Below are 25224 nucleotides of genomic sequence, written 5' to 3' on the forward strand. Positions count from 1 at the left end.
CCGCTGCAGAGCACAGCGGGCGAAAAAGATTACTCAAAGCAGGTATCAGGATTCTCAGACAGGGTGATGAACTGTTTGCCACCCTGGGTCAGCGCCATAATGGTGCCGCTTTCGATATCGTAAACCCAGCCGTGCAGACGCAGCTTACCGTTACGCAGCGCGACGGACACCGAAGGATGGGTTTTCATGTTGTTCAGCTGGGCGATAACGTTCTCTTTGACCATCTCGTTCAGCTTCTTCTCTGGCGAGTCATACTCACGCTGCTCAACCACCGCTTTTGCCGCATCGGCATAGCGCAGCCAGTGCTCAACCGCAGGCATGGTATCCATGCAGGCGCAGGAGGCGATGGCGTTCATGGCACCACAGTTAGAGTGACCACAAATGATGATGTCGGAGACGCCCAGCGCGACCACCGCATATTCGATAGTGGCGGAGACACCGCCTGGCTCCGGGCCGAATGAGGGAACGATGTTGCCCGCATTGCGGATAACGAACAGCTCTCCTGGCTCCTGCTGCGTCACCAGTTCAGGCACCAGACGGCTGTCTGAACAGGAGATGAACAGCGCTTTCGGATTTTGATTTGATGCCAGGCTTTTGAAAAGATCCTTCCTTTCAGGAAACACATTCTGCTGGAAATTCAGAAATCCGTTGATGATCTCTTTCATTATTTAGCTCTCACATTATCCATTTCATTACCTGAGGGGCATAGCCCCCTCAGTGGGGTTTGCCCGTTTATTATTAATGAAAACAAGTGAATATCAACCCACCTTTTACCGGATGCTCTAAACAGCGGACACTGTCAGCGTTTCGCTTGTTCACCAGTCAGAGGCTCCGCAGCCAATTTCTTTTTATAGCACGGGAAGTTATTGGAAAAAGCACGGTTTGAACCGCCCGTTTTTTTGCCTGTGCTGTGGATCGGCTTTTACGCGTTTTTTCACTACTTTACGCCCCCGGCTCGCCAGCAGAAAAGGTTTCTCTTCTGCTGCTGTCTGACTTTATCTGGCAAGCGTGGCGGGCTATGGTGTTTTGGGGCGTGGCGAAACGGCTGCGCATCTGACAGCACGGGCGCTGCGCCAGAACCGTTGCAGGCAAGGAATGAGGGATAGGAGAGAGCAGGACGGGTTCATTAAAACAACCCCGGCAGCAGGAGGTAACAGCTGCCGGAAGAGCAGGATTAACGCTTAGCCATACTGCTGCTGATGCGCTTTTTTACGTCGCAGATAGTCTTCATCTGCACGAAGTTTGTCCCAGTAGCCTTTGAAAACAGCCGCCGCCGCGGCTTTTTCCTCGTTGACGCCGCGCGGCAGCTCCTTGCCATCCGCGTCATATTTGCGTCCGCCCTTGTGGTTGCTGTAACGGCGCGCACGGGTATACCCCATCTGAATAAATTTGCGCGCCATATCCATGCCGACAAAATCATCTTTGCGCCGATACTCCTCAAACAGCGCCATGATTTTCTCAGCCGACTCTTCAGCAATGGGAACGGTACGAAAACGCCAGTGTGGCAGTATTTCGCCTTTATAAGGCTCGACCATCAGCACGCCCTGCTCACCACGCCCGACCTGATAAAGCTCGGGGTGCTGGCGGAAGTCGATAGTGCTGAAGTCCTGATCATAATCGAAAGGTTTCATCTCTTTAGTTTAGGATCAAGTGCGTCGCGCAGCCCGTCTCCGAGTAAATTAAATGCCAGAACGGTGAGGAAGATGGCCAGGCTGGGGAAAATCGCCACGTGAGGCGCGATAACCATGTCGGCCCGCGACTCATTCAGCATCGCCCCCCACTCCGGCGTAGGCGGTTGTGCGCCCAGCCCCAGAAACGACAGGCTGGCCGCGGTAATGATTGAGGTACCGACCCGCATGGTGAAATAGACCACAATCGGCGATACCGTGCCGGGCAGGATATGCCGCATCAGGATAGTCCAGTCAGAAGCGCCGATGCTGCGTGCCGACTCAATATAGGTCTGATGCTTCAGCACCAGCGTATTGCCGCGAACCAGCCGGGCAAAAGCCGGGATACTGAAGATAGCGACCGCCACAATCACATTACTCATGCCGCTGCCCATAATCGCCACCACCGCAATCGCCAGCAGAATGCCGGGAAAGGCAAACAGCACATCGCAGATACGCATGGTGATGCGGTCCCACCAGCCTTCGTAATAGCCCGCTAACAGACCAAAGAATGTGCCGATCAGCGCGCCGATCACCACCGAAAAGAAGCCCGCAATCAGGGAAATCCGCGTGCCGACCAGCACCCGACTGAAGATGTCGCGCCCCAGTGAATCGACGCCAAACAGATGCATCAGCGAGGGGCCGTCGTTGAGCCGGTCATAATCGAAGTAGTTCTCTGCGTCGAACGGCGCAATCCATGGGGCAATAACCGCCAGCACAATCAGTACCAGCACAAACAGCCCGGCCAGCAGCGCCACCGGCTGCCCTCTGAAACGCCGCCAGAATTCACGCCACGGCGTTCGCACCCGATTCTCCGCAATCAGCGGCATCGTTTTTAGTGCCGCTTCGCGTCGCCAGTTTTTCATCGCGACTCCTTAAAGCGAATAGCGGGATTAATCACCGCATAGAGCATGTCGACAAACAGGTTGATCAGAATAAACTCCAGTGAAAACAGCAAAACTTCCGCCTGAATAACCGGGTAGTCGCGCATCGCCACGGAATCGACCAGCAGTCGCCCCAGGCCCGGCCAGTTAAACACCACCTCGACCACGATCGATCCGCCCAGCAGGAAACCAAACTGCAGCCCCATCATCGTCACCACCGGGATCATGGCGTTGCGCAGGCCATGCTTGACCACCACCAGCGACTCGCGCACCCCTTTGGCCCGGGCGGTCCGCATATAATCTTCCTGCATCACCTCCACGAACGAGGCACGGGTAAAGCGCGCCATCACCGCCGCCACCGCCGCACCCAGGGTGATGGAGGGCAGAATGTAATGTTTCCAGCTCTCTGCACCGACGGTTGGCAGCCATCCCAGCTCCACCGAGAAGACCTGCATCAGCAGCATGCCCAGTGCAAAGGCGGGAAACGAAATGCCCGACACCGCCAGCGTCATCCCCAGTCGATCGGGCCAGCGATTGCGCCAGACAGCGGAAACGATGCCGATTGCCATGCCAAAAATCACTGCCCAGATCATGCTGACCAGCGTCAGCCACAAAGTTGGCATAAAGCGTGAGGCGATCTCCTCCGCGACCGGCCGCTTCGAGACCATCGACTGGCCGAAATCGCCCTGCAGCGCATTCAGCATAAAGTGCCAGAACTGCTGCGGCAGCGGCAGGTCGAGTCCCAGCTCCTGACGCACCAGCGCCACCACCGAGGCATCGGCTTCCGGCCCGGCGATCAGACGCGCCGGGTCGCCCGGCAGCAGGTGAACAAACAGGAACACCAGCACCGCCACAATCAGCAGCGTGGGGATCAGCCCAAAGAGTCGTTTGAGAAAATAGTTAAACATGCAACATCCTGCAGCTGCGGCCAGCCTCGCGGGCTGGCCTGCTCCGTTACTTCAGAGTTGCCTCATCGAAATTGAATGAGGTATCGGGCATCACATAAAAACCGCTGAGGTTTTTGCTGTTGGCAGAAACCAGCTGCTCAACCACCAGTGGGATCCACGGATGATCCTGCCAGATGGTATCCTGCGCATCTTTGTAGAGACGCGCTTTCTCGGCACGATCGGTGGTTTTCAGCGCATCAGCCAGATCTTTATCGACCTTAGGATTGCTGTAAAACGCGGTATTGAAGATCGCCGGTGGCCAGGCCGTAGTAGCAAACAGTGGCGTCAGCGCCCAGTCCGCTTCACCGGTTGAGGCGGACCAGCCGGTGTAGAACATGCGCACGCCGCTCTCTTTCTGGCCCTTGCCTTCTACTTCAGCGGCACGCTGACCCGCATCCATCGCCGTAACTTTAACTTTCACGCCAACCTGCGCCAGCTGCTGCTGGGTGAACTGCAACACTTTCTGCGCGGTGCTGTGGTTGTGTGACGACCAGAGCGTGGTTTCAAACCCGTTCGGGTAACCCGCCTCTTTCAGCAGGGCTTTCGCTTTGGCCGGATCGTAGCTGATGGCCGGATAGGTCTGAGCGAAGTCGATGGTGGGCGGCACGATGCCGGTAGCGGGCGTGGCGTAACCGGAGAACGCCACTTTCGCCAGCGCCTGACGGTTGATGGCATATTCCAGCGCTTCACGCACCTTCGGATTATCGAACGGCTTCTGAGTGACATTAAGGCTGATGTAACGCTGCATAATCGATGGCGTGGTTACCACAGCAAGCTTGCTGTTCTTCTCCAGCAGTTTTGCCTGCTCATAGGGCACCGGGAAAGCAAAGTTCGCTTCGCCGGTCTGCAGCATCGCCGCGCGGGTGTTGTTATCCACCACCGGTCGCCAGGTAATGCTGTCCAGCTTCGGATAGCCCGGCTTCCAGTAGCCGTCCCACTTCTTCACCTTCACAAAATCGGTCTGGTTCCAGGTTTCAAACACAAACGGGCCGGTTCCTACCGGATGGAAACCGATCTCTTTGCCATATTTTTTCAGCGCGGTGGGCGAAATCATCGCCGCCGCCGGATGGGCCAGAATGTTGATAAAGGCGGAGAACGGCTCTTTCAGCGTTACTTTTACCGTAGTTGGATCCACCACTTCGGTGCTGGCGATATGTTTAAACAGGTTGTAGCGCTTGAGATGGTTATCCGGATTGCTGGCGCGATCGAGGTTGACCTTTACCGCTTCCGCATTGAAGTCAGTGCCATCCTGGAATTTAACTCCGGAACGCAGCTTAATGGTGTAGGTCAGGCCGTCGGCGCTGGCCTGATAGCTCTCAGCCAGCACGTTGGTGAGCTTCATCTCTTTATCAAAGCCAAACAGGCCCTGATAGAAGGATTTCGCGACCGCCTGCGACAGCGTGTCGTTGGCGTCATAGGGATCGAGAGTGGTGAAGTTGGACGCGACGGCAATCACCGCATCCTGTGCTGCCCAGGCGGGCAATGCCATTGCGCTGCTTAACACGCCAGCCGCCAGTAACCCTTTACGCATCGTAATCTGCATCTTGTTCTCCTGTAATCCCTGTCGGGTTGGTCGCCGGGGCGACATCGTCACTGTTCAGGTCGCACTGATAACGTGGCGGGCGACGAAATGGCCCGGAGCCACCTCCATCAGCGGCGCCACTTCAGGTTCATCCCCTAACGCATGAATCGGGCTGGGGATCTCATCGACCAGTAAGGCTCGTTCGCGACGCCGGTGAGCCGGATCGGCTACCGGCACCGCCGCCATGAGTTTTCGGGTATAAGGGTGCTGAGGCTGCTCAAACACCGCCTGACGCGGCCCCATCTCGACAATCTGACCGAGATACATCACCGCCACGCGGTGGCTGATACGCTCCACCACCGCCATATCGTGAGAAATAAACAGGAAGGCGATGTCAAACTCGCGCTGCAGGTCGAGCATCAGATTAATTATCTGCGCCTGAATTGATACATCCAGCGCCGAGACGGACTCATCGGCGATCACCACTTTGGGGTTCAGCGCCAGCGCGCGGGCTATACAGATGCGCTGACGCTGGCCGCCGGAAAACTCATGGGGATAACGCTGAGCATGTTCCGGCAGCAGACCCACTTTATCCAGCAGCCAGGCAACGCGCTGCTCCGCCTCACGACGCGGCATCGCCTTGTGGACCAGCAGCGGCTCCATAATGGAGAAGCCAACCGTCAGCCGGGGATCGAGCGAGGCGTAGGGATCCTGGAAGATAAACTGAATGTCGCGTCGCAGATGGGCCAGCGCGGCACCCGACAAATGGTCTATCCGCTGCCCGTCAAAGGTCAGGGTGCCACCCTGACTGGCAACCAGCTTCAGCAGCGATCGCCCGGTGGTCGATTTACCACAGCCAGACTCGCCCACCAGCGCCAGCGTCTCACCGGCATAGAGATCAAAACTGACTTTTTCGACGGCATGCACCCGGCTTTTGACGCGGTTCAGCAGGCCGCCGCGAATATCAAAGCGGGTGACCAGATCGCGCACCTGCAAAATGGGTGGCTGCAGGCGGCGAACCGTGTCCTGCGGCACATCATCAACGGCATCGCTGTGCAGCAACGGAAATTTAGCTGGCAGGGGCTGGCCCTGCATCGAACCGAGCTTTGGCACCGCCGCCAGCAGCGCCTGGGTATAGGGCTGCTGCGGGGCGCTGAACAGCCTGGCTACCGGGGCATTTTCTACTACTTCGCCGCGGTACATCACCTGAACCCGATCGGCCATTTCGGCGACCACGCCCATATCGTGAGTGATAAAAATCACCCCCATCTGCATCTCTTTTTGCAGCACGCGGATGAGTTGCAGAATCTGCGCCTGAATGGTGACGTCGAGCGCGGTGGTCGGCTCATCGGCAATCAGCAGGGCCGGTTTGCAGCAGAGCGCCATGGCGATCATCACGCGCTGGCGCATCCCGCCCGACAGCTGATGCGGGAAGCGGGATAATACATTTTGCGCATCCGGGATTCGTACCAGATCCAGCATCCGGCGCGCTTCGGCCAGCGCGCCAGCGTGGCTCAGACCCTGATGCAGACGGATGGATTCCGCAATCTGCTCGCCCACGGAGAAGACCGGATTCAGCGAGGTCATCGGCTCCTGAAAGATCATCGCCATATCTGCACCGCGCACCCGCCGCATCTGACCTTTTGAGGCGCGCATCAGATCCAGCACGTCGCCGTTGCGACGCCGCAACAGCACCTCGCCGCTGACCCTCCCGCCAGCCTGCTCAATCAGCCGCATCAGCGCCAGCGAGGTCACTGATTTCCCCGAGCCTGACTCCCCCACCAGCGCCAGCGTTTCGCCGCGAAACAGATCGAGTGACAAATGACGCACCGCGTCAGTGACGGTGGTTTCGTGCTGAAAACGCACATTGAGATCGCGCACCGCCAGGACCTGCTGAGGGGCCAGCGGCGGTAACGTTTGCCTGTCGCTCATCTCTGCTCCTTAACTTTCGCGATAGATAGCGACGTCTGCCACTTCGCCAACCCGCGCCACACCGCGATACATCCCTTCGCTGTTGAAAGGCAGCGCTACGTTGCCTGCGCGGTCGACGGCAATCAGCCCCCCGCTGCCGCCCAGCTCCAGCACACTGTCATGAATAACATTAACCGTGGCCTGCTGCAGTGAGCGCCCGGCGTAGCGCATCTGCGCTGCCACATCGTAGGCCGCCAGCGTCCGCATAAAGACTTCACCGGTGCCGGTACAGGAGACCGCCACGCTGTCGTTACTGGCGTAGCAGCCTGCGCCCGGCAGCGGCGAGTCGCCGACCCGTCCGGCCTGCTTGTTGGTCATACCGCCCGTTGACGTGGCGGCCGCGAGGTTGCCCTCAAGATCCAGCGCGACGGCCCCCACCGTACCAAACTTACGGTCCGGGTCGAGCGGGTCATCGCTGTGCGCGGCACCATCGTGGTCCAGCACCGCCGTATCGCTGTTCAGCGCGCGCTGCAACTGCTCCCAGCGTTCCGGGGTCGAGAAGTAATCAGGCGTGACCGTCTCCAGCCCGTGCGCCTCAGCAAACTGCTCTGCGCCCTCGCCGATAAACAGGACATGCTCGCTATGTTCCAGCACGGCACGTGCCGCCAGCACCGGATTCCGTACCCGCGTTACGCCCGCGACCGCCCCTGCTCCCAGGGTGCGGCCATCCATGATGCAGGCATCGAGTTCATGTGTGCCCTGATGGGTGAAGACCGCACCTTTACCGGCGTTAAACAGCGGGCACTCTTCCAGCAGCCGCACCGCTTCGGTCACCGCATCGAGTGCGCTGCCGCCCTGAGCCAGTATCTGCTGGCCCTGAGTGACAATATCGTGTAGCGCCTGACGATAGAGTTGCTCTTTTTCGGCGCTCATTGCTGAGCGCGTAATGGCACCGGCGCCTCCATGAATGGCGATCACTGCATTGACCATAACGATCTACCCTGTGGTTGCATCAGGACGAAAAACACTGATTTAAAATGGTTTTCACCCATTTTTGGTGATTTTTGACTATAGAAAGCCTGCTAAGTGTTGTAAAGCGGAAACTGTTCCTGTGGTTATAACCTTTTCTTACCGCCATATTTCACTTTGGCCACAACAACAGGCAAGTCAGGCCGACACCGATGTGACTCAGCGGCTAATTCCCACCATAATAGGCAGCATCTGAGATAACCAGGCTGGAATATCCATGGAAAGTTTTACTGCAGGCTTGATCTCCCTTGAGGAGGCACAACAAAAAATGCTGTCACAGCTGACGCCCGTCACCGACTCTCTTAGCGTGCCGCTGGCCGAAGCGGTCGGGCGTATCACCGCCAAAGCGGTGACCTCACCGATTGCCGTGCCGCCATTTGATAACTCTGCGATGGATGGCTACGCCGTCAGACTGGCAGACGCCAGCAGCGGTCAGCCGCTGCCAGTGGCGGGTAAAGCCTTTGCCGGCGCACCGTTTAGCGGTGAGTGGCCGCAGGGCAGCGTGATTCGCATCATGACCGGTGCGCCGGTGCCTGCAGGCTGTGAAGCAGTAGTAATGCAGGAGCAGACCGAAACACAGGGTGATGCGATTATGATCACCGCGCCGGTCCGTCCCGGACAGAACATTCGTCTCATCGGTGATGATATTCAGCCAGGCACCGTGGTGCTGGAAGCGGGAACGCGTCTGGGTGCCGCGGAGCTGCCACTGCTCGCCTCACTGGGTATCGCGCAGGTCAGCGTGCTGCGAAAACTGCGGGTCGCTATCTTCTCCACCGGTGATGAACTCCAGCCGGTAGGCGAGCCGCTGGCCGAAGGCCAGATCTACGACACCAACCGCTTTGCGGTATCACTGATGCTGCATAAGCTGGGTTGCGAAGTCATCGACCTTGGCATCATCAAAGATGACCCGGCCGCACTGCGTGCTGCTTTCACCGAGGCCGATCGGCAGGCGGATGTCGTGATTACTACCGGCGGCGTCTCGGTGGGCGAAGCGGACTTCACCAAAACGATGCTGGAAGAGCTTGGTGCCATCAGCTTCTGGAAGCTGGCGATCAAGCCTGGCAAGCCATTTGCCTTTGGCCGCCTCAACAGCAGCTGGTTCTGCGGCCTGCCAGGTAATCCGGTCTCCGCCGCCGTGACCTTTTATCAGCTCGTTCAGCCGCTGCTTGCCACCCTCACCGGCCAGCAAAAATCAGCATTGCCACCACGTCAGAAAGTGCGCTGCGCCTCGCGGCTGAAAAAGTCACCAGGCCGGCTCGATTTCCAGCGCGGCATCCTGCGACAGAACGCACAGGGCGAACTGGAGGTGGAAACCACGGGGATGCAGGGTTCACACGTCTTCAGCTCCTTCGCCCAGGCAAACTGTTTTATTGTGCTGGAACGGGATCGCGGCAATGTTGAACCGGGCGAATGGGTCGAGGTGGAACCGTTCAACGCCCTGCTGGAGGCGTAAATGCTGCCTGAATTAAGCGATGAGGAGATGCTGCGCTATAACCGGCAGATTGTATTGCGCGGCTTTGATTTCGACGGTCAGGAGCGGCTGAAAGCGAGTCATGCGCTGGTCGTCGGGCTGGGCGGACTCGGCTGCGCCGCTGCGCCCTACCTGGCGGCTGCCGGTGTCGGCAGCCTGACGCTGCTCGACTTCGATACCGTATCGCACTCTAACCTGCAACGGCAGATCCTGCATCATGATGCTGATATTGGTCGTGCCAAAGTGGACTCCGCCGCACAAAGCCTGGCCGCCATCAATCCGCACTGTCAGCTGCATCCGGTCAATGGACAGCTGGACGATGCAGCGCTGCTGGCGCTGATCGCCAGGCAGCAGGTGGTGCTGGACTGCACCGACAACGTTGCGGTGCGTGAGCAGCTTAACCGGCTCTGTCGTCAGCAGCGGGTGCCACTGGTCTCCGGCGCCGCGATTCGGATGGAAGGTCAGATCAGCGTATTCAACTGGCAGCCCGGCACACCCTGCTATCGCTGCATCAGCCGCCTGTTTGGGGAACAAACCCTGAGTTGCGTGGAAGCGGGCGTCATGGCTCCGCTGGTTGGCGTGATTGGTGCGATGCAGGCGATGGAAGCGATTAAAGTGCTGACGGCATTTGGCACGCCCGCCACCAGCCGGTTGCTGATGTACGATGCGATGAGCGCGGAGTTCCGCAGCATGAAGGTGGCGCAGGATGCGCACTGTGAAGTGTGTGGTGGTAACGCGTAGCGTCGGCAGGAACGCCTCTGCTCCCTGAAGCCCGTGCTGAACCAACAAACCACCAAAAAAAACGGGGTGGCCTGCGCCACCCCGTTTCAATCAGACGATACCCTGACTCCGCAGGTAATCTTCGTAATTACCGGTGAAGTCCACCACGCGGTCTGCTTTCAGCTCTATCACGCGGGTTGCCAGCGAGCTGACAAATTCACGGTCGTGTGAAACAAACACTAGCGTGCCTTCATACATCTCCAGCGCCATATTGAGCGATTCAATCGACTCCATATCGAGGTGGTTGGTCGGCTCATCCATAATCAGAATGTTCGGTTTTTCCATCATCAGCTTACCGAACAGCATACGACCCTTCTCTCCACCGGAAAGCACTTTGGCCGGCTTCTTAATATCATCCTGCGAAAACAGCAGGCGACCCAGAATACCGCGAATGGTCTGCTCATCATCGCCAGGCTGTTTCCACTGACTCATCCAGTCAAATACCGTCAGGTCATTGGCAAAATCATCGGCGTGATCCTGAGCATAATAACCAATACGCGCATTCTCTGACCATTTAACGCTGCCGTTATCTGGCGTCAGCTGACCCACTAGCGATTTTAACAGTGTTGATTTACCGATACCGTTGGCACCGATCACCGCCAGCTTCTCACCCACTTCCAGCAGCAGATTTAAATTCTTAAACAGCGGACCGTTATCAAATCCTTTGGTCAAACCTTCCACTTCCAGCGCATTACGGAACAACTTCTTGTCCTGCTCAAAGCGGATAAACGGGTTCTGACGGCTGGAGGCTTTCACTTCATCCAGTTTAATTTTATCCATCTGCTTAGCGCGTGATGTCGCCTGACGCGATTTAGAGGCGTTGGCGCTAAAACGACTGACGAACGATTGTAAGTCAGCAATCTGCGCTTTTTTCTTGGCGTTATCGGATAACAGACGTTCACGCGCCTGGGTCGCCGCGGTCATATATTCGTCATAATTACCGGAATAAACCCGCAGCTCGCCATAATCCAAATCAGCCATGTGCGTACAGACCATATTAAGGAAGTGACGGTCATGCGAAATGATAATCATGGTGCTGTCACGCTCGTTCAGCACCTGCTCCAGCCAGCGAATAGTATCGATGTCCAGGTTGTTCGTCGGTTCGTCGAGTAACAGAATATCAGGATTAGAAAACAGCGCCTGCGCCAGCAGCACACGTAATTTAAAGCCCGGCGCAATTTCGCTCATCGGGCCATAATGCTGCTCAACCGGAATGCCGACGCCGAGTAATAACTCACCGGCACGAGACTCCGCGCTATAGCCGTCCATCTCACCGTAAAGTGCCTCAAGATCGCCGACTTTATACCCCTCTTCTTCGCTCATTTCTGGCAAAGAATAAATACGGTCGCGCTCCTGCTTCACTTCCCATAACTCATGGTGACCCATGATAACGGTGTCCAGTACGCTAAATTGTTCAAAGGCGAACTGATCCTGACGCAACTTACCGATGCGCTCGTTGGGATCGTAAGAAACATTGCCGCCTGAAGGCACCAGATCGCCACCCAAAATCTTCATGAAGGTGGATTTTCCGCTGCCGTTCGCACCGATTAAACCGTAACGATTACCGCCGCCAAATTTAACGGAGATATTTTCGAACAGTGGCTTGCTGCCAAACTGCATGGTGATATTGCTGCTAACTAACACGGCATTGACCTTTGTGAAGAGAATGGATGAAAAAACGGCGGCTATTATGCCAGATGTGACGCAGCGCACGCCAGCGTCAGCCGTGGATTCCTTGCGGGGTGATTGATATCCCGGCAGAAATAAAAAAGCCGGAAGGCCATGATGGCCCCCCGGCTCCCACTTACAAGGATTGTGTCGATCAATCGATCAGGAAACTGTCCAGGCTTTTACCGGAATCCAGCGCTTTTTTAATCGCTGCCGGGGTACGGCCCTGGCCAGTCCAGGATTTCTGCTCACCATTTTCGTCGGTGTAAGAATATTTAGCCGGACGCGGCGCACGCTTGGTACGTTTTTTCCCGCTTTCCAGTGCACCTAATAATTCATTAGGATCGATACCGTCAGCCAGCAGCATTTCGCGATATTTAGAAAGCTTTTCTTCTTTTTCGCGATTCTGCGTCTCTTCCGCTTCTGCTTCTTCACGGCGCTCAGTAACAACAACCGTTAATTTTTCCAGGATCTCTTCAAGATCGGTCAGTGGCAGTTCACGAGCCTGGGCACGTAATGTGCGAATATTGTTCAGTACCTTAAATGCGTCACTCATCACAATGTCCTTGATTAAGGGGGGTTAATAAAACTGTAGCGCCAAGACTACCTAATTCAAATAAAAAAATAAATTATTTTTACGCTACAGATAATTCCTAAGTATTAATTCGGGCAAAACAGAGCTATTAAAATCGGGCGTGCCTGACCTTTTATTAACGCTGAATTAACAACAAATGGCACTTTTACTCAGGAGTTGAAAACGATTTCAGGCAGATTATCCCGGCATAAGGCAGTTAACGCTATCAACTAAATGCGGGCCATGCAGCCTCATTATTTACGCTTACGGGCCGGAGATAACAGATTAAAAATGTGCCTGCCTGTGACCCCAGTCACACCAGCTTACAGATTATGCTTAAAAAGCCACCCCCGGCACCGTTAAATAGCGCAAAAGAATTAACGCTCTGGTGGCTTTTTTAATTATGCCCTTTGCCACCTGTTAACCATTTTTGCCGCTGCGATTTATAGCAGAGTCGGATTATTCGCAGATCGCTTAGCTGCGCAATAACAGTTCCGCCCGGCTCAGGCTGACTGAATAGCCTCACGCGCCCCCACTCGTTCAGTCGTAAGTTGCCTTAAAAAAACGTCAAAGAAATAAACTGAGAAAGGTGACAGAGCTCAAAAACCTGAATGCGGAAAGTGCCAGCAACATGAAAATAATCGCTCGCCGGAGGCGCTGATAATAACCCTGCGATTATCACTGTTTTATTTTCTGCTGGCTGCACCCGTTCCAGTGATGCTCAGAAGCTCTCTTTATCAACGGGTTAGATCATGATGAACAACATGGAGAGGCAGGCAGCACCGGTTTAAACGCTGCCGGAGGAGAGATAAAGCGGTAACTGCGCAGAGGCAGCTACCGCCGGATGACTAATTCGCCTGCGTGGCCGGGCCAAATACCGGATATTGCGGCATATCCACGTTCTGATAAGTCTCCCAGCCGCCGCCCAGCGCTTTATAGAGCGCCACTAAATCGAGTGCACTCTGCATCCGCGCCTGTGTCGCCTGCTCCTCTGCCTGAGCCAGCTGACGCTGCGCATCCAGCACCTCCAGGAAGGTCGAGAGCCCCTGGCGATAACTGTCGCTGGCGAGATCAAACGAGCGCTGAAGCGCACCGGTTGTCTCATCCAGCGCGGTGACCCGCTGCTGATCGGCGCGATAGCTGACTAGCGCATTCTCCACATCCTGCAACGCCGTCAGCACCGTCTGGCGATAATCCAGCGCGGCACTGGCCTGCTGTGCCCGCGCTAACTTCACGCTCGACACCAGCTGTCCGCCCTGGAAAATCGGAATCGATAACGACGGGCCATAACTGTAGAAATGGCTGCTCCAGTTATCCAGATAGCTGACATCGGTGTTGCGCACGCCCAGCTGGCCGGTTAGGGACAGGCTCGGGAAAAGCTGCGCGACAGAAACCCCAATCTCAGCGGTTTGTGCATGCAGCGTCGCTTCAGCCTGACGAATATCAGGACGACGACGTGCCAGCGTAGAAGGAATGCCTACCGGGACAAACTGTGGCAGCGGGGGTAACGCTTTTGGCGTACTGAGTTCAGCATCCAGCGCCCCCGGCGTCTTGCCGAGCAGCACCGCTAACCCATTCATCGCCTGCCGCGCCTGCGACTGATACTGCGGCAGCTGCGCCTGCAGCGTGCTGAGCTGGGCACGCGCATTTTCCACATCGGTCAGCGGGGCAAGGCCATTACGCTGCTGGCTTTGAGTCAGCTCGGTTGTCTGCTGCGCCACCTCAATCTGCTGTTGCAGCGTCTGAATCGTGCTCTGCGCGCCGCGCAGCTGCAGCCAGGCGCGCGCCACTTCGGCCTCCAGTGAGACCAGCGCATCGTTGCGCTGTTCTATCGCTGCCTGCTGCTGGGCATTGGCGGCCTCAACCTGACGGCGCACTTTGCCCCACAGGTCCAGCTCCCAGCTGGCATCGAAGCTGCCCTGATAGAGGTTAACCGGCTGGGTCAATCCATTGAGCTGGCTGGCCACGTTGCTGTCGAGCTGATCGGTTGCGCCATTGGATTTCAGCAAGCCTTCCAGCCCGAGCTGCTGACGCGTCACTTTGGCTGAACCGCCCAGGGTGGGGAACAGACTGCCCTGCGCCTGCGTCAGCTGTTCACGTGCCCCGGCAATGCGCAGCACCGTCTGCTGCAGGCTCAGGTTGCCCGCAATCGCGCGCTCAATCAGACTGTCGAGCTGCGGATCATTGAAGCTGCGCCACCAGCGTGAATTAATCGCGGCGTTTTGTGGCTTTGACGCCTCCTGCGAATCCAGGGTGTTGTAGCCACCCGGCACGGCAGGTTTCGGCGCCTGATAGTCAGGTCCGACGGCGCAACCCGCCAGCCCGAGGGCCAGCAGTAAACTCAGGGGTTTCAGGCGATGAGAGTAAAAAACCTTCATGTTAGTGTGCTCCTGCACTGCCTTCGCTCTTAATCGGCGACAGCAGCCAACAAAATGGAATCAAAATCAGGGCGACAATACTCAGGCCTGAGAAGACATCGATGTAAGCGAGGATACGCGACTGCGCAATCATCTCCTGATAGAGCTGACCGGTTGCCAGCGTGACGGGATCGCCCACCGCCGAGGTAAAGTCGCGTATCGCCTGCGCCCAGTGCTGAAGCGTAATGTTGAACGGCTCATTCAGCGGCGTCATGTTATGCACCATGTGCGCTGACCGCACCTGTTCGCGCTCGGTAATGGCAGCGGTCGAGAGTGAAATCCCAATCGATCCGGCTACGTTACGGAACATGGTAAACAGCGCCGAGGCGTCAGCATTAAGCCGCTGCGGAATGGTGACAAAGGCGATAGTCGTCAGCGGGACAAACAGGAAACCCAGCCCGATTGACTGTGCGCTACGCATCAACACTAAAGTGGTGAAATCGACGTTGGGCGTTAAGGTAGCGGAGTAGAGAAACGCCACGGCCAGACAGCTAAAGCCAAAGGCAATGATGTAGCGCGTCTGAACGATTGGCATCAGTTTCAGCACCAGCGGTATGGTCAGCACAATCAGCACCGCGCCAGGCGACAGCACCAGACCTGACCAGGTGGCGGTGTACCCCAGATCCTGCTGCGCCAGCTGTGGCAGCACTACGGAGCTGCCATACAGAATCATCGCCATCCCCGCCATCAACAGCCCGGCGACCCAGAAGTTGCGGTCTTTCATCACCAGAATATCGACCACTGGCTTACGGGCATACATCAGCCAGTAGATGGCACCGACGATGCCAATCAGCGCCAGAATGGCGAACAGCACGATAAAGTGCGAGGCAAACCAGTCCTCATCCTCTCCGCGATCCAGCATCACCTGCAGACAACCCAGTCCTAAGGTAATCAGGCTGATGCCGATATAGTCGATCTTCAGCTTACCTTTGGCCCATTTACGCTCCCACGGTGGATCTTCCAGCAGCTGATAGATCGCCAGCACGGTAAGTACGCCGACCGGAATGTTGATAAAGAACACCCAGCGCCAGCTGTAGTTGTCGGTAATCCAGCCACCTAATGTCGGGCCAATCACCGGCGCGACAATAATGGCAATAGAGGAGAGCCCAAATGCCTTGCCGCGATCTTCCGCCTTGAAGTAGTCCAGCAGCACAGACTGCTGAACCGGCTGCAATCCGCCACCAAAAAAGCCCTGCAGCACGCGGAACAGAATGATTTGCCACAGTTCGGTAGCGATGCCGCACAGGAAGGAGCAGATAGTAAACATCACGATGCAGATCAGGAAAAACTGTTTACGGCCAAACAGTCGGCTGAAAAACGCAGAGATAGGCAGCACAATGCCGTTCGCCACCAGATAAGAGGTCAGCACCCAGGTTGACTCATCGTAACTGGAGGAGAGCGAACCGGCGATATGCGGCAGCGCCACGTTAACAATGGTGGTGTCGAGGATCTCCATAAACACCGCCAGCGTGACCGTGATCGCCACTAACCACGGATTACTGGCGGGTTTCCAGCTCTGCGCCGTACTCATTCCACCGTTACCTTCGGTTCAACAGAGAGACCCAGCGGCAGAGGATGGTTCGGATCAAGGCCCTTGTCGATGACGATTTTCACCGGCACGCGCTGAACGATTTTCACATAGTTACCGGTGGCGTTTTCTGACGGGAAAGTCGAGAAGCGAGAACCAGAGCCCATCTGAATACTGTCGACATGCCCTTCCAGCTTCATATCCGGCCAGGCATCGACGCTGATTTCAACTTTGTCGCCAGGATTCATGTGTTGCAGCTGAGACTCTTTGAAGTTAGCGGTGACCCAGATCTCAGGCGAGACCAGCGAAAACAGCGACGATCCCGCCTGCACCAGTGTGCCCAGCTGAACGTTACGCTTGGTGACAAACCCGTCATAGGGCGCGCGAACCTGGGTATAGGAGAGATTAAGATCGGCCGTGCTTAACTGCGCCTTCGCCTGCTCAACCTGTTGCTGACGCGCTTCAACATTGGTCTCCTGCTGGCGAATCTGCAGAGCAACCTGTGACGCCACTTCAACCTGTGCTTTCGCGCTTTGTAACTGCGCCTGCGCCGAACGTAACTGCGCGGACGCGCTATCGATATTACGCTGACTGGTCGCACGCGGGTCGACGCCGCGCTGGCGACGATAATCCGCCTGCGCATTAAGCAGATTCGCTTCGGCTTTCGCCTGATCCGCCAGCGCCTGATCGCGCTGTGCCGGATACTGTACCTTTGACAGCGCCAGTTGAGCCTGCGCCTGATGCAGCTGTGCGACAGCTAAACCGAGCTGCGCATTAGCTTGCTCACGCTGGGCACGATTGTCGCTGGGATCGATCTCCACCAGCAGATCGCCCTTCTTCACCCGCTGGTTATCTTTCACCAGCAGCTTCACGACATAGCCGGAGGCTTTAGGCGCAATGGTAACGGCATCGCCTTCGGTAAAGGCGTCGTCGGTAGTTTCAATATTGCGGGTAGTGAACCAGAACCAGAAGCCGACAATCAGCATAATCACCACCACTACCGCCAGAATAATCAGCGGCTTTTTACCGGGGCGTTTACGCTCAGGCTGCTGGTCGTTGTCCTGATTTTCCTCTGACTGACGGTTTTTATCCGTCGCATTTTCTGCGTCCTGCTGGTGTGGATCGCGTTGGTTATTCTCGCTCATAGTTCCCATCACTGGCTAAGGCCCTAATTCCCGGGCATAAAGGTCCTGTTAACCTTATATCGGAAACTGACAAAATCCAGCGCAACTTTACGAAACTTGAGAAATGGCGCACATCCTGCCACCTGTGGCGGGTAGCAGGATGCGTCGGGCCTAATTGAGCAGCCGCAACAGCAGCCAGCCGCTGGCCATCGACCAGGCAAGCAGAGGGAGAGAAAAGAGATGGAAATGCCACCAGACGGCCCGTTCTTTCGCCATACGCAGGGCAATCAGGTTAGCGAGCGAACCCGGCAGCAGGCCGAATCCGCCAATATTGACCGCCCAGGCCAGCACATCGCCAGGCGGGACTTTTTGTAGCAGCAGAATCGTCGCCGGAACGTTGCTGATCACCTGTGACAGACCAATCGCCAGCAGGTAGAGCTGCCCCTGACCGAAATGAGAAACCGCATCAAAGTGAGCCTGCATCACCGGCAGACGCGTCATCAGGAAGACGTCAATAAACATGGCGATAAACACCGCCAGCAGGCTCCAGTCGATGCGCAGCAGCACCGGACGCGCCATCACCAGGAACGTGGCAAGAATCAGCAGCAGGACCCAACCGGTGATTTCCAGTTCCAGTCCGGCGATAAACAGCAGGTATAGCACCACGCTGACAATAAACAACGGCTTCTGCCACTGCGGCTGTTCCGGGTTGTCATGCTTATCAATCGACCGCTTTGAAAAGCTGAACCAGGTTAATACCATCAGGCTAACCAGCAGCCAGGCGGCCAGCGGCAGCATCTGCACAATAAACGCGACAACGCTTAGTTTGCCGTGGCTCCACAGCAGAATGTTTTGCGGATTGCCGACCGGCGTCAGCAGGGATCCGGCGTTGACCGCCAGCGCTTCGAAGATGATTAGTCGCGAGATGGGTAAGTGAGAGAACTTTCGCAGCGTCAGCGTCAGCGGCACCAGAATAAACAGCGCCACATCATTGGTCAGAAACGTAGAGAGCAACGCGGCAGCCAGCACCATAAACAGCGCCAGCGCACGTTCGTGCCGGAAACGCGCAATCAGTCGTCCCCCCAGCACGTCAAAGTAGCCACTGGTTTCCAGCCCTTTGGTCAGGATCAACAACCCGGTGAGCGTAATAATGGTATGCCAGTCTACGGCACCGGGCAGATCGGCCCAGCGAAAATCCGCCAGAAATGCCAGAACTACACCAATCACGATTAATAAATGCAAAACAGAGTCATGCAAAAAAGATCGAAGCAGTTGAGGCATGATGAAGGTACGCCTTAGCGTTAGCGGGTTTCGGAGAATTTCTTAAATACGGCCAGCGTTTCATCACTGACGTGATGCTCAATACCTTCTGAATCACGTCGGGCAGTTTCGGGACTGATGCCTAACGCCAGCAGAAAACTTTCAACAATGTGATGACGGGCGCGACTCTCCTCTGCCAGTTTCTCTCCTTCACCAGTCAGAAAGACACCGCGGTAAGGCACCTGCTCAACCAGCCCGGCACTGCCAAGCCGCTTCAGCATTTTCGCTACGGTAGGTTGTGAAACGCCCAGGCGGGCCGCCATATCAACCTGACGCGCTTCGCCAAATTCACCAATCAAATCAGAGATTAACTCAACGTAGTCATCAATTAATTCCCGACGATGCGCTTCACGCACCTGCCGAAAACCTTCGACATGCTCTTCAATATCTTTCAGTGGTCCTTTTGGCGCAGAAACCACGCTTTTAGCACGACGACTCATTCAGCTTCCTCATTATTTTTTCCCGTACTGACACTGCTGTACGGATTTAGCTACGCTCATTGTAAACCAGCCGCAAAGAAGCTCAAATTTTTCGTCATTAGCCTTGGCTAAAGGATATAGCCAGTGCTATATTTGACGATAATGTAAGCAGCAAAAGAGCGATCCCAGTTGATCCTCTGTTGCTCCGGTGATGATGACGCCTCTCACCGCAGGCTGCTGACTACCGCGTCGACAATGATTGGGAGGTGATTCTATGAGCACCCTGAAATGTTGCTTAGATTGCAGTAAATGCTTCCAGGCTGAGAAGAAAACAACCACGGAGATGAAATCCTGGCTGTGCCTGCTGACGCGTTCACCGTTCACACTGCGTCTGATGTTGCTGGAAAAACTGCTGGGCCATAAGTCTGACGATCGTCGCTGTGAGAATCTCATCTGGCGCGGCTAATCCTGATTCTATGCCTTTCAGCCGCTGGCTGAGAGGCGCACTCTCCCTTTCTGCTCTCTTTTTTTCCTGTTTCCCCATCGAATCAATATGACCTGCGGCTTCAACCAGCATGGCTGCTGATCGGCTACAGCGATCCGGAAAAGTCGGGAAACGTGCAGATACGAGAGAAGGGTGAGTAAATCAGCACAATAAAAAACGGCCCACAAGGGGCCGCTTTTTTGCAGGTCAGCTAAGCTAAACTTAGAAGCTGTAACCTACGCCAGCAATCCAGGTGCCAACGTCAACGTTACGGATACGGCTCTGCTCGTAACCAACGTCAACTGCGAAGTCCTGAACTGGGTTAAACTGCAGACCTGCGCCGTAAGAGAAACCTACGTCGCTTGAATCAGTTTTATCGCGTGATGAAGTATCGTTCTGCTGGAATTTACCGTAGCCGATACCCACAACACCGTAGATGCTTGCCCAGTCGTTCAGACGGAAAGCAGGACCACCGGTCACACCGTAGTACTGGCCTTTGTTATAAATGCCAGAATCGGTGTTATCTTTTTCTGTGTAGGTGAATGAACCGATCCAACCCAGTGGGTTAGAACCGTCTTCGTAGCGGTATTTCAGGTTGAAGCCGTTAGCTTTGTTAGCTACGCCCTGATAGTCGCTCTGAGCATAGCCACCAGTTACGGTGCTCTGTGCCATTGCTGAACCTGCAGATACTGCCAGTACACAGGCTAATGCTGAAAGACATGCAATTTTTTTCATAACCACCTCAAATGTGAAAATACTTCTCTCCTGACAACGCTGAAAATATAACAAAAAATAGCGAGAAACTCTGCCCGGATTTTGTTGTCTAACAGAATGTTTGGTGTAACAGGAAGTTAATGCGACAACCTATGTCATTCATTTTTCTTATAAAATCCGTCATCTTTCTGCAATAATCATTTTGTGCTCATTTCGTTCTTTAAGTTAAATCCTAAAAAAACCTGACATTTCTTTACCTAAATGGCCCTGATTCTGGCCAAAAATCGCTCAGTTGAGAGAAATTTAAAACCCCATTCCGTGATTTTTTGCCTGCTATTTCCTTTACACTGGCTGACTCATTACGTTGATGACCAGGAAAAGTACACAGGATGTCTGCCTCTCCCGCTTCTAAAAACCTTGCCCCGATAGTGATGCCGATTGCCGTGCTGCTGATTGCGATGCTGTCGCTTCAGGGCGGTGCTTCGCTGGCGAAAAGCCTGTTTCCTGCCGTTGGCGCTACCGGCATCACCGCGCTGCGTCTGGGCTTTGGCACCCTGATACTCTGTATTATCTTCAAACCCTGGCGTTTACGCTTTAGCCGGGAACAACGTCTGCCACTCCTGATGTATGGACTGGCGCTGGGCACAATGAATTTCACGTTCTATCTGGCGATTCGTACCGTGCCGCTGGGTGTGGCGGTGGGACTGGAATTTACCGGCCCACTGGCGCTGGCGCTATTCGGATCGCGCCGGCCACTGGATTTTGTCTGGGTGTTGCTGGCCGTGATTGGTCTGTGGTTCCTGCTGCCTTTTGGCACAGGCATGACTGCGATTGATCCGCTGGGCGCTGCGCTGGCAGTGAGCGCAGGCGCCTGCTGGGCGATCTATATCCTGGCGGGACAGCGGGCAGGCGCAGAACATGGCCCGGCGACAGTGGCTATCGGGTCGCTGATTGCGTCAGTGATTTTTGTACCGCTGGGGCTGACGTTCGCAGAAAGTGGTATCTGGACATGGGCAGTTATGCCGATCGCGTTGCTGGTTGCCCTGCTCTCCAGCGCCATCCCCTATTCGCTGGAGATGATCGCCCTCACCCGCTTACCGGCGCGCATCTTCGGCACGCTGATGAGTCTGGAACCCGCCATGGCTGCCTTTTCAGGCATGCTGTTTCTGGGGGAAACCCTGACCGGGCTTCAGTGGCTGGCGCTGCTGGCGATCATCATCGCCTCGGCAGGTTCAACGCTGACCATGCGGCCGAAAAAGAGTCAGTTAAACAGCGTTGAATTATCAGATGATATCCAAAAATAAACGCTATCCGCCCCGCCTGCTGGCGGGGCTAAATAATAATCATGCTCATCATGAGAATTATTCCTAATCTTCGCTCCTTCCTGAGTTGCCTATTTTGAAACAGACACTTACCAGTTATTTACATAATAGAATAACAACATGATTTAAATAGCTATTTATTTTATTTTATATTTTAACATGGCATTAACCTTCTTAGCCCAGCTCTGCTCTGACTAAAGACGCACGCTATTTCATCCATCGACAAAGTCGTTTCTGCAAAGCTGAAAAGCGCTGCTATACTTATCCGGTACTTGATTAGGACAACCATCAAAGAGAGGACTGAAACGATGAGTACCGCTAAATTGGTTAAAACTAAATCTTCTGACCTGATTTATACCCGCAATGATGTGGCCGAAGACGATAAAAAAGCCACCATCGCGGTGTTAAACCGTCTGGTAGTCGAGTTTATTGACCTGTCATTGATCACTAAGCAGGCGCACTGGAACATGCGCGGTGCTAATTTTATCGGTGTGCATGAGATGCTGGACGGCTTCCGCACCGCGATTACCGATCATCAGGATACTATTGCCGAGCGTGTGGTTCAGCTGGGTGGCGTGGCACTGGGCACCACGCAGGTCGTTAACGATACGACTCCGCTGAAGAGCTATCCGCTGAATATTCACAGCGTTCAGGATCATCTGAAAGCGCTGGCAGACCGTTACAGCGTTGTCGCGAATGACACCCGTAAAGCAATCACTGAAGTGAAAGACGAAGATACCGCTGACATCTTCACTGCGGCATCACGTGACCTTGATAAATTCCTGTGGTTTATCGAAGCGAACATCGAATAAGACTCAATGCAGTCTGTCAGGCGGGGAAACCCGCCTTTTTTACGTCTGTGTTACCGCATTTTTATGACCCTGTTAACAGTTCTTCTCTCCTCCGCTTCACAGCCTTAACATCTGAGGCACACTACCGCTTGCACCAAAACAGCCACCTGCACCAAAACTGAGCACCAAACTGGTGCAATGGCAGAATTAACTGCAAAATCGTGTCAGCTATGTTATTTAACTCTCTGATTTCGCAGATTTTGCAAAGTTGGCATAATTCTTTCATATGACAAGCCGCAAACGCAGGCCCTGCCGCCTGGTAGTAAAAAAAGGAAAAATGATGAAGTCACTGTTAAAAGTTTCTGTGGCCGCGCTGGCGCTGGCCTTCTCTCTCTCTTCCACTGCAGCAGACAAAAAGCTGGTCGTCGCCACGGATACCGCCTTTGTTCCGTTTGAATTTAAACAGGGTGACAAATATGTCGGCTTCGATGTGGATCTGTGGGATGCCATTGCGAAAGAGCTGAAGCTCGATTACACCCTGAAGCCAATGGACTTCAGCGGCATTATCCCTGCACTGCAAACGCGCAATGTCGATCTGGCACTGGCGGGTATCACCATTACCGAAGAACGTAAAAAAGCGATTGAGTTCTCTGACGGCTATTACAAAAGCGGTCTGCAGGTGATGGTGCGTAACAATGAAAACGACATCAAAGGCATCAGCGATCTGAACGGTAAAGTGGTCGCAGTGAAAAGCGGCACCGGCTCCGTGGAATACGCGAAAGCCAACATCAAATCCAAAGATCTGCGTCAGTTCCCGAATATCGACAGCGCCTATATGGAGCTGGGCACTAACCGTGCGGACGCCGTGCTGCATGACACGCCAAACATCCTTTACTTCATCCATACCGCCGGTAAAGGCCGCTTTAAAGCGGTAGGCGATTCAATTGAAGCGCAGCAGTATGGTATCGCCTTCCCGAAAGGCAGCGACGATTTACGTGAAAAAGTAAACGGCGCACTGAAAACCCTGAAAGAGAACGGCACCTACAACACGCTTTATAAAAAATGGTTTGGCACCGAACCTAAATAATAATTTGCCCGTTATCTGATTTCAGCAGGGGAACTTTTTCCCTGCTTTTTTCCATCGCAACATATCTGGAGTGACACCATGGAGTTTGACTGGAGCGTCATCTGGCCCGCCATGCCAGCGCTGCTTGAAGGCGCTAAACTGACCTTAATTATCTCAATTATTGGACTGATTGGCGGCCTCTTCATCGGCCTGGTAGCGGGCTTTGCCCGCGCTTACGGTGGCTGGATCACCAATAACATCGCACTGGTGTTTATCGAAATCATTCGCGGCACCCCTATCGTGGTGCAGGTGATGTTTATCTATTTTGCTTTGCCGATGGCGTTCCCCGACCTGCGTATTGATCCCTTCAGCGCGGCGGTGGTAACCATCATGATTAACTCCGGCGCTTACATTGCCGAGATTACTCGTGGTGCCGTGCTGTCGATCAACAAGGGCTTCCGCGAAGCCGGACTGGCGCTGGGCCTGTCGAGCCGCGAGACGCTGCGCTACGTGATTATGCCGCTGGCGCTGCGCCGTATGCTGCCACCGCTGGGCAACCAGTGGATTGTCAGCATCAAAGATACTTCGCTGTTTATCGTTATTGGTGTGGCTGAACTGACTCGTCAGGGTCAGGAGATTATTGCCGGTAACTTCCGCGCGCTGGAAATCTGGAGCGCCGTCGCGATTATCTATCTGGTTATTACGCTGGTGTTGAGCTTTGTGCTGCGCCGCATTGAGAAAAGGGTGAAAATCCTGTGATTGAATTTAAAGATGTCTCCAAGCATTTTGGCCAGACCCAGGTGCTGCACAATATTGACCTGAAGATTAACCAGGGCGAAGTGGTGGTGATTATCGGCCCATCCGGTTCCGGTAAATCAACCCTGCTGCGCTGCATTAACAAGCTGGAAGAGATCACCAGCGGCGAACTGATTGTCGATGGCCTGCGCGTCAATGACCCGAAAGTGGACGACCGCCTGATTCGTCAGGAAGCAGGCATGGTGTTTCAGCAGTTTCATCTGTTCCCACAGATGAGTGCGCTGGATAACGTCGCCTTTGGTCCTATCCGGGTGCGCGGTGCCAGCAAAGAGGCGGCACGCCAGCTGGCGCGTGAGCTGCTGGGCAAAGTGGGCCTCGCCGAACGCGCGCACCACTTCCCGTCTGAGCTTTCCGGCGGCCAGCAGCAGCGCGTGGCGATTGCCCGTGCGCTGGCAGTTAAGCCGAAAATGATGCTGTTTGATGAGCCAACCTCAGCGCTCGACCCGGAACTGCGTCACGAAGTGCTGAAGGTGATGCAGGATCTGGCCGAAGAAGGCATGACGATGGTGATTGTGACACACGAAGTGGGCTTCGCACAGAAGGTGGCTTCACGGCTGATCTTTATCGATAAAGGGCGGATTGCGGAAGATGGCGATCCCGACAGCTTGATCAGCAACCCACCCAGCGAGCGTCTGCGCGAATTCCTGCAGCACGTCTCCTGATCAAAACGGGCCGCTAAGCGGCCCTTTAAGGTTGTTGACAACGTTCGCCCGGTCCGCTGTAAGACCGTACCTGCGCCGGGAACACGGTCAGATCGGAAAGACGCAAAA

General features: G+C 55.1%; 23 protein-coding genes. 8 read left to right on the forward strand and 15 right to left on the reverse strand.

Annotated elements, in window-relative coordinates; translation table 11 throughout:
* Positions 1–29: 29 nt before the first annotated feature.
* The 7 genes from ACXKZD_RS13085 to ACXKZD_RS13115 form a co-directional block, all read right to left on the reverse strand.
* A complete protein-coding gene (locus ACXKZD_RS13085) occupies positions 30–665 on the reverse strand; it encodes a carbonic anhydrase (protein ID WP_010254395.1) in 636 nt (211 codons plus the stop codon).
* Between the two features lie 516 nt (positions 666–1181).
* A complete protein-coding gene (locus ACXKZD_RS13090; protein ID WP_010254385.1) occupies positions 1182–1631 on the reverse strand; it encodes a DUF4385 domain-containing protein in 450 nt (149 codons plus the stop codon).
* The gene (gene gsiD / locus ACXKZD_RS13095; RefSeq protein ID WP_488981660.1) at positions 1628–2533 is read right to left on the reverse strand and encodes a glutathione ABC transporter permease GsiD; all 906 of its coding nucleotides are present in this window, start codon (positions 2531–2533) and stop codon (positions 1628–1630) included. Before gsiD ends, ACXKZD_RS13090 begins: the two co-directional genes overlap by 4 nt.
* The gene (gene gsiC / locus ACXKZD_RS13100; protein WP_010254376.1) at positions 2530–3459 is read right to left on the reverse strand and encodes a glutathione ABC transporter permease GsiC; all 930 of its coding nucleotides are present in this window, start codon (positions 3457–3459) and stop codon (positions 2530–2532) included. The genes gsiD and gsiC overlap by 4 nt, the downstream gene beginning before the upstream one ends.
* Positions 3460–3505: 46 nt before the next feature.
* Positions 3506–5041, reverse strand: a complete 1536-nt coding sequence (gsiB, locus tag ACXKZD_RS13105) for a glutathione ABC transporter substrate-binding protein GsiB (protein WP_010669736.1) — start codon at positions 5039–5041, stop codon at positions 3506–3508.
* A gap of 54 nt (positions 5042–5095) precedes the next feature.
* Entirely contained in the window at positions 5096–6952 is a 1857-nt protein-coding gene (locus tag ACXKZD_RS13110; RefSeq protein WP_488981661.1) for a dipeptide ABC transporter ATP-binding protein, read from the reverse strand.
* Positions 6953–6961: 9 nt separating this feature from the next.
* Positions 6962–7921, reverse strand: a complete 960-nt coding sequence (locus ACXKZD_RS13115) for an isoaspartyl peptidase/L-asparaginase family protein (protein WP_010254371.1) — start codon at positions 7919–7921, stop codon at positions 6962–6964.
* 256 nt (positions 7922–8177) lie between these two features.
* Between ACXKZD_RS13115 and moeA the strand changes: the two genes are divergently transcribed.
* Both moeA and moeB read left to right on the forward strand, forming a co-directional pair.
* Positions 8178–9413, forward strand: coding sequence for a molybdopterin molybdotransferase MoeA (gene moeA, locus ACXKZD_RS13120; protein ID WP_010254369.1), 1236 nt, complete (start codon positions 8178–8180; stop codon positions 9411–9413).
* Positions 9414–10172: a molybdopterin-synthase adenylyltransferase MoeB gene (moeB, locus tag ACXKZD_RS13125; protein ID WP_045140592.1), complete on the forward strand. Its 759-nt coding sequence runs from the start codon at positions 9414–9416 to the stop codon at positions 10170–10172. It abuts the gene before it with no gap.
* 90 nt (positions 10173–10262) lie between these two features.
* Here moeB and ACXKZD_RS13130 read toward each other — a convergent pair whose 3' ends face one another.
* The 7 genes from ACXKZD_RS13130 to mntR form a co-directional block, all read right to left on the reverse strand.
* A complete protein-coding gene (locus ACXKZD_RS13130) occupies positions 10263–11855 on the reverse strand; it encodes an ABC-F family ATPase (RefSeq protein ID WP_010254366.1) in 1593 nt (530 codons plus the stop codon).
* A gap of 178 nt (positions 11856–12033) precedes the next feature.
* On the reverse strand, positions 12034–12435 hold the full coding sequence (locus tag ACXKZD_RS13135) for an H-NS family histone-like protein (RefSeq protein ID WP_003850507.1): 402 nt from the start codon (positions 12433–12435) through the stop codon (positions 12034–12036).
* An 866-nt stretch (positions 12436–13301) separates the two neighbouring features.
* The gene (locus tag ACXKZD_RS13140) at positions 13302–14831 is read right to left on the reverse strand and encodes an efflux transporter outer membrane subunit (protein ID WP_033757100.1); all 1530 of its coding nucleotides are present in this window, start codon (positions 14829–14831) and stop codon (positions 13302–13304) included.
* Position 14832: 1 nt separating this feature from the next.
* Positions 14833–16401 (reverse strand): DHA2 family efflux MFS transporter permease subunit, encoded by a 1569-nt coding sequence (locus ACXKZD_RS13145; RefSeq protein WP_010254360.1) that lies wholly within the window; start codon positions 16399–16401, stop codon positions 14833–14835.
* Positions 16398–17543, reverse strand: a complete 1146-nt coding sequence (locus ACXKZD_RS13150) for an HlyD family secretion protein (protein ID WP_010254357.1) — start codon at positions 17541–17543, stop codon at positions 16398–16400. Before ACXKZD_RS13150 ends, ACXKZD_RS13145 begins: the two co-directional genes overlap by 4 nt.
* Positions 17544–17693: 150 nt before the next feature.
* Positions 17694–18803, reverse strand: coding sequence for an SLC13 family permease (locus tag ACXKZD_RS13155; RefSeq protein WP_488981662.1), 1110 nt, complete (start codon positions 18801–18803; stop codon positions 17694–17696).
* 20 nt (positions 18804–18823) lie between these two features.
* Positions 18824–19282: a manganese-binding transcriptional regulator MntR gene (gene mntR, locus ACXKZD_RS13160; RefSeq protein ID WP_010254350.1), complete on the reverse strand. Its 459-nt coding sequence runs from the start codon at positions 19280–19282 to the stop codon at positions 18824–18826.
* Between the two features lie 253 nt (positions 19283–19535).
* Between mntR and ACXKZD_RS13165 the strand changes: the two genes are divergently transcribed.
* A complete protein-coding gene (locus ACXKZD_RS13165; RefSeq protein WP_122458979.1) occupies positions 19536–19727 on the forward strand; it encodes a hypothetical protein in 192 nt (63 codons plus the stop codon).
* 240 nt (positions 19728–19967) lie between these two features.
* Here the strand turns inward: ACXKZD_RS13165 and ompX are convergent, their stop codons facing one another.
* Positions 19968–20480, reverse strand: a complete 513-nt coding sequence (ompX, locus tag ACXKZD_RS13170) for an outer membrane protein OmpX (protein WP_010254344.1) — start codon at positions 20478–20480, stop codon at positions 19968–19970.
* Positions 20481–20848: 368 nt separating this feature from the next.
* On the opposite strand from ompX, the gene rhtA reads away from it, so the two are divergent.
* From rhtA to glnQ, 5 genes are all read left to right on the forward strand, one after another.
* Complete coding sequence (gene rhtA, locus ACXKZD_RS13175; RefSeq protein WP_010254339.1) at positions 20849–21763, forward strand: threonine/homoserine exporter RhtA; 915 nt, start codon at positions 20849–20851, stop codon at positions 21761–21763.
* A gap of 326 nt (positions 21764–22089) precedes the next feature.
* Positions 22090–22593: a DNA starvation/stationary phase protection protein Dps gene (dps, locus tag ACXKZD_RS13180; protein WP_010254336.1), complete on the forward strand. Its 504-nt coding sequence runs from the start codon at positions 22090–22092 to the stop codon at positions 22591–22593.
* A gap of 319 nt (positions 22594–22912) precedes the next feature.
* Positions 22913–23659 carry a glutamine ABC transporter substrate-binding protein GlnH gene (gene glnH, locus ACXKZD_RS13185; protein ID WP_010254333.1) on the forward strand — a complete coding sequence of 249 codons (747 nt, stop codon included), beginning with the start codon at positions 22913–22915 and terminating at the stop codon, positions 23657–23659.
* 78 nt (positions 23660–23737) lie between these two features.
* On the forward strand, positions 23738–24397 hold the full coding sequence (glnP, locus tag ACXKZD_RS13190; protein ID WP_010254329.1) for a glutamine ABC transporter permease GlnP: 660 nt from the start codon (positions 23738–23740) through the stop codon (positions 24395–24397).
* Positions 24394–25116: a glutamine ABC transporter ATP-binding protein GlnQ gene (gene glnQ, locus ACXKZD_RS13195; RefSeq protein ID WP_010254327.1), complete on the forward strand. Its 723-nt coding sequence runs from the start codon at positions 24394–24396 to the stop codon at positions 25114–25116. The genes glnP and glnQ overlap by 4 nt, the downstream gene beginning before the upstream one ends.
* The last annotated feature ends 108 nt before the right edge of the window (positions 25117–25224 follow it).

This window comes from Pantoea sp. ABR1s (assembly GCF_057812235.1).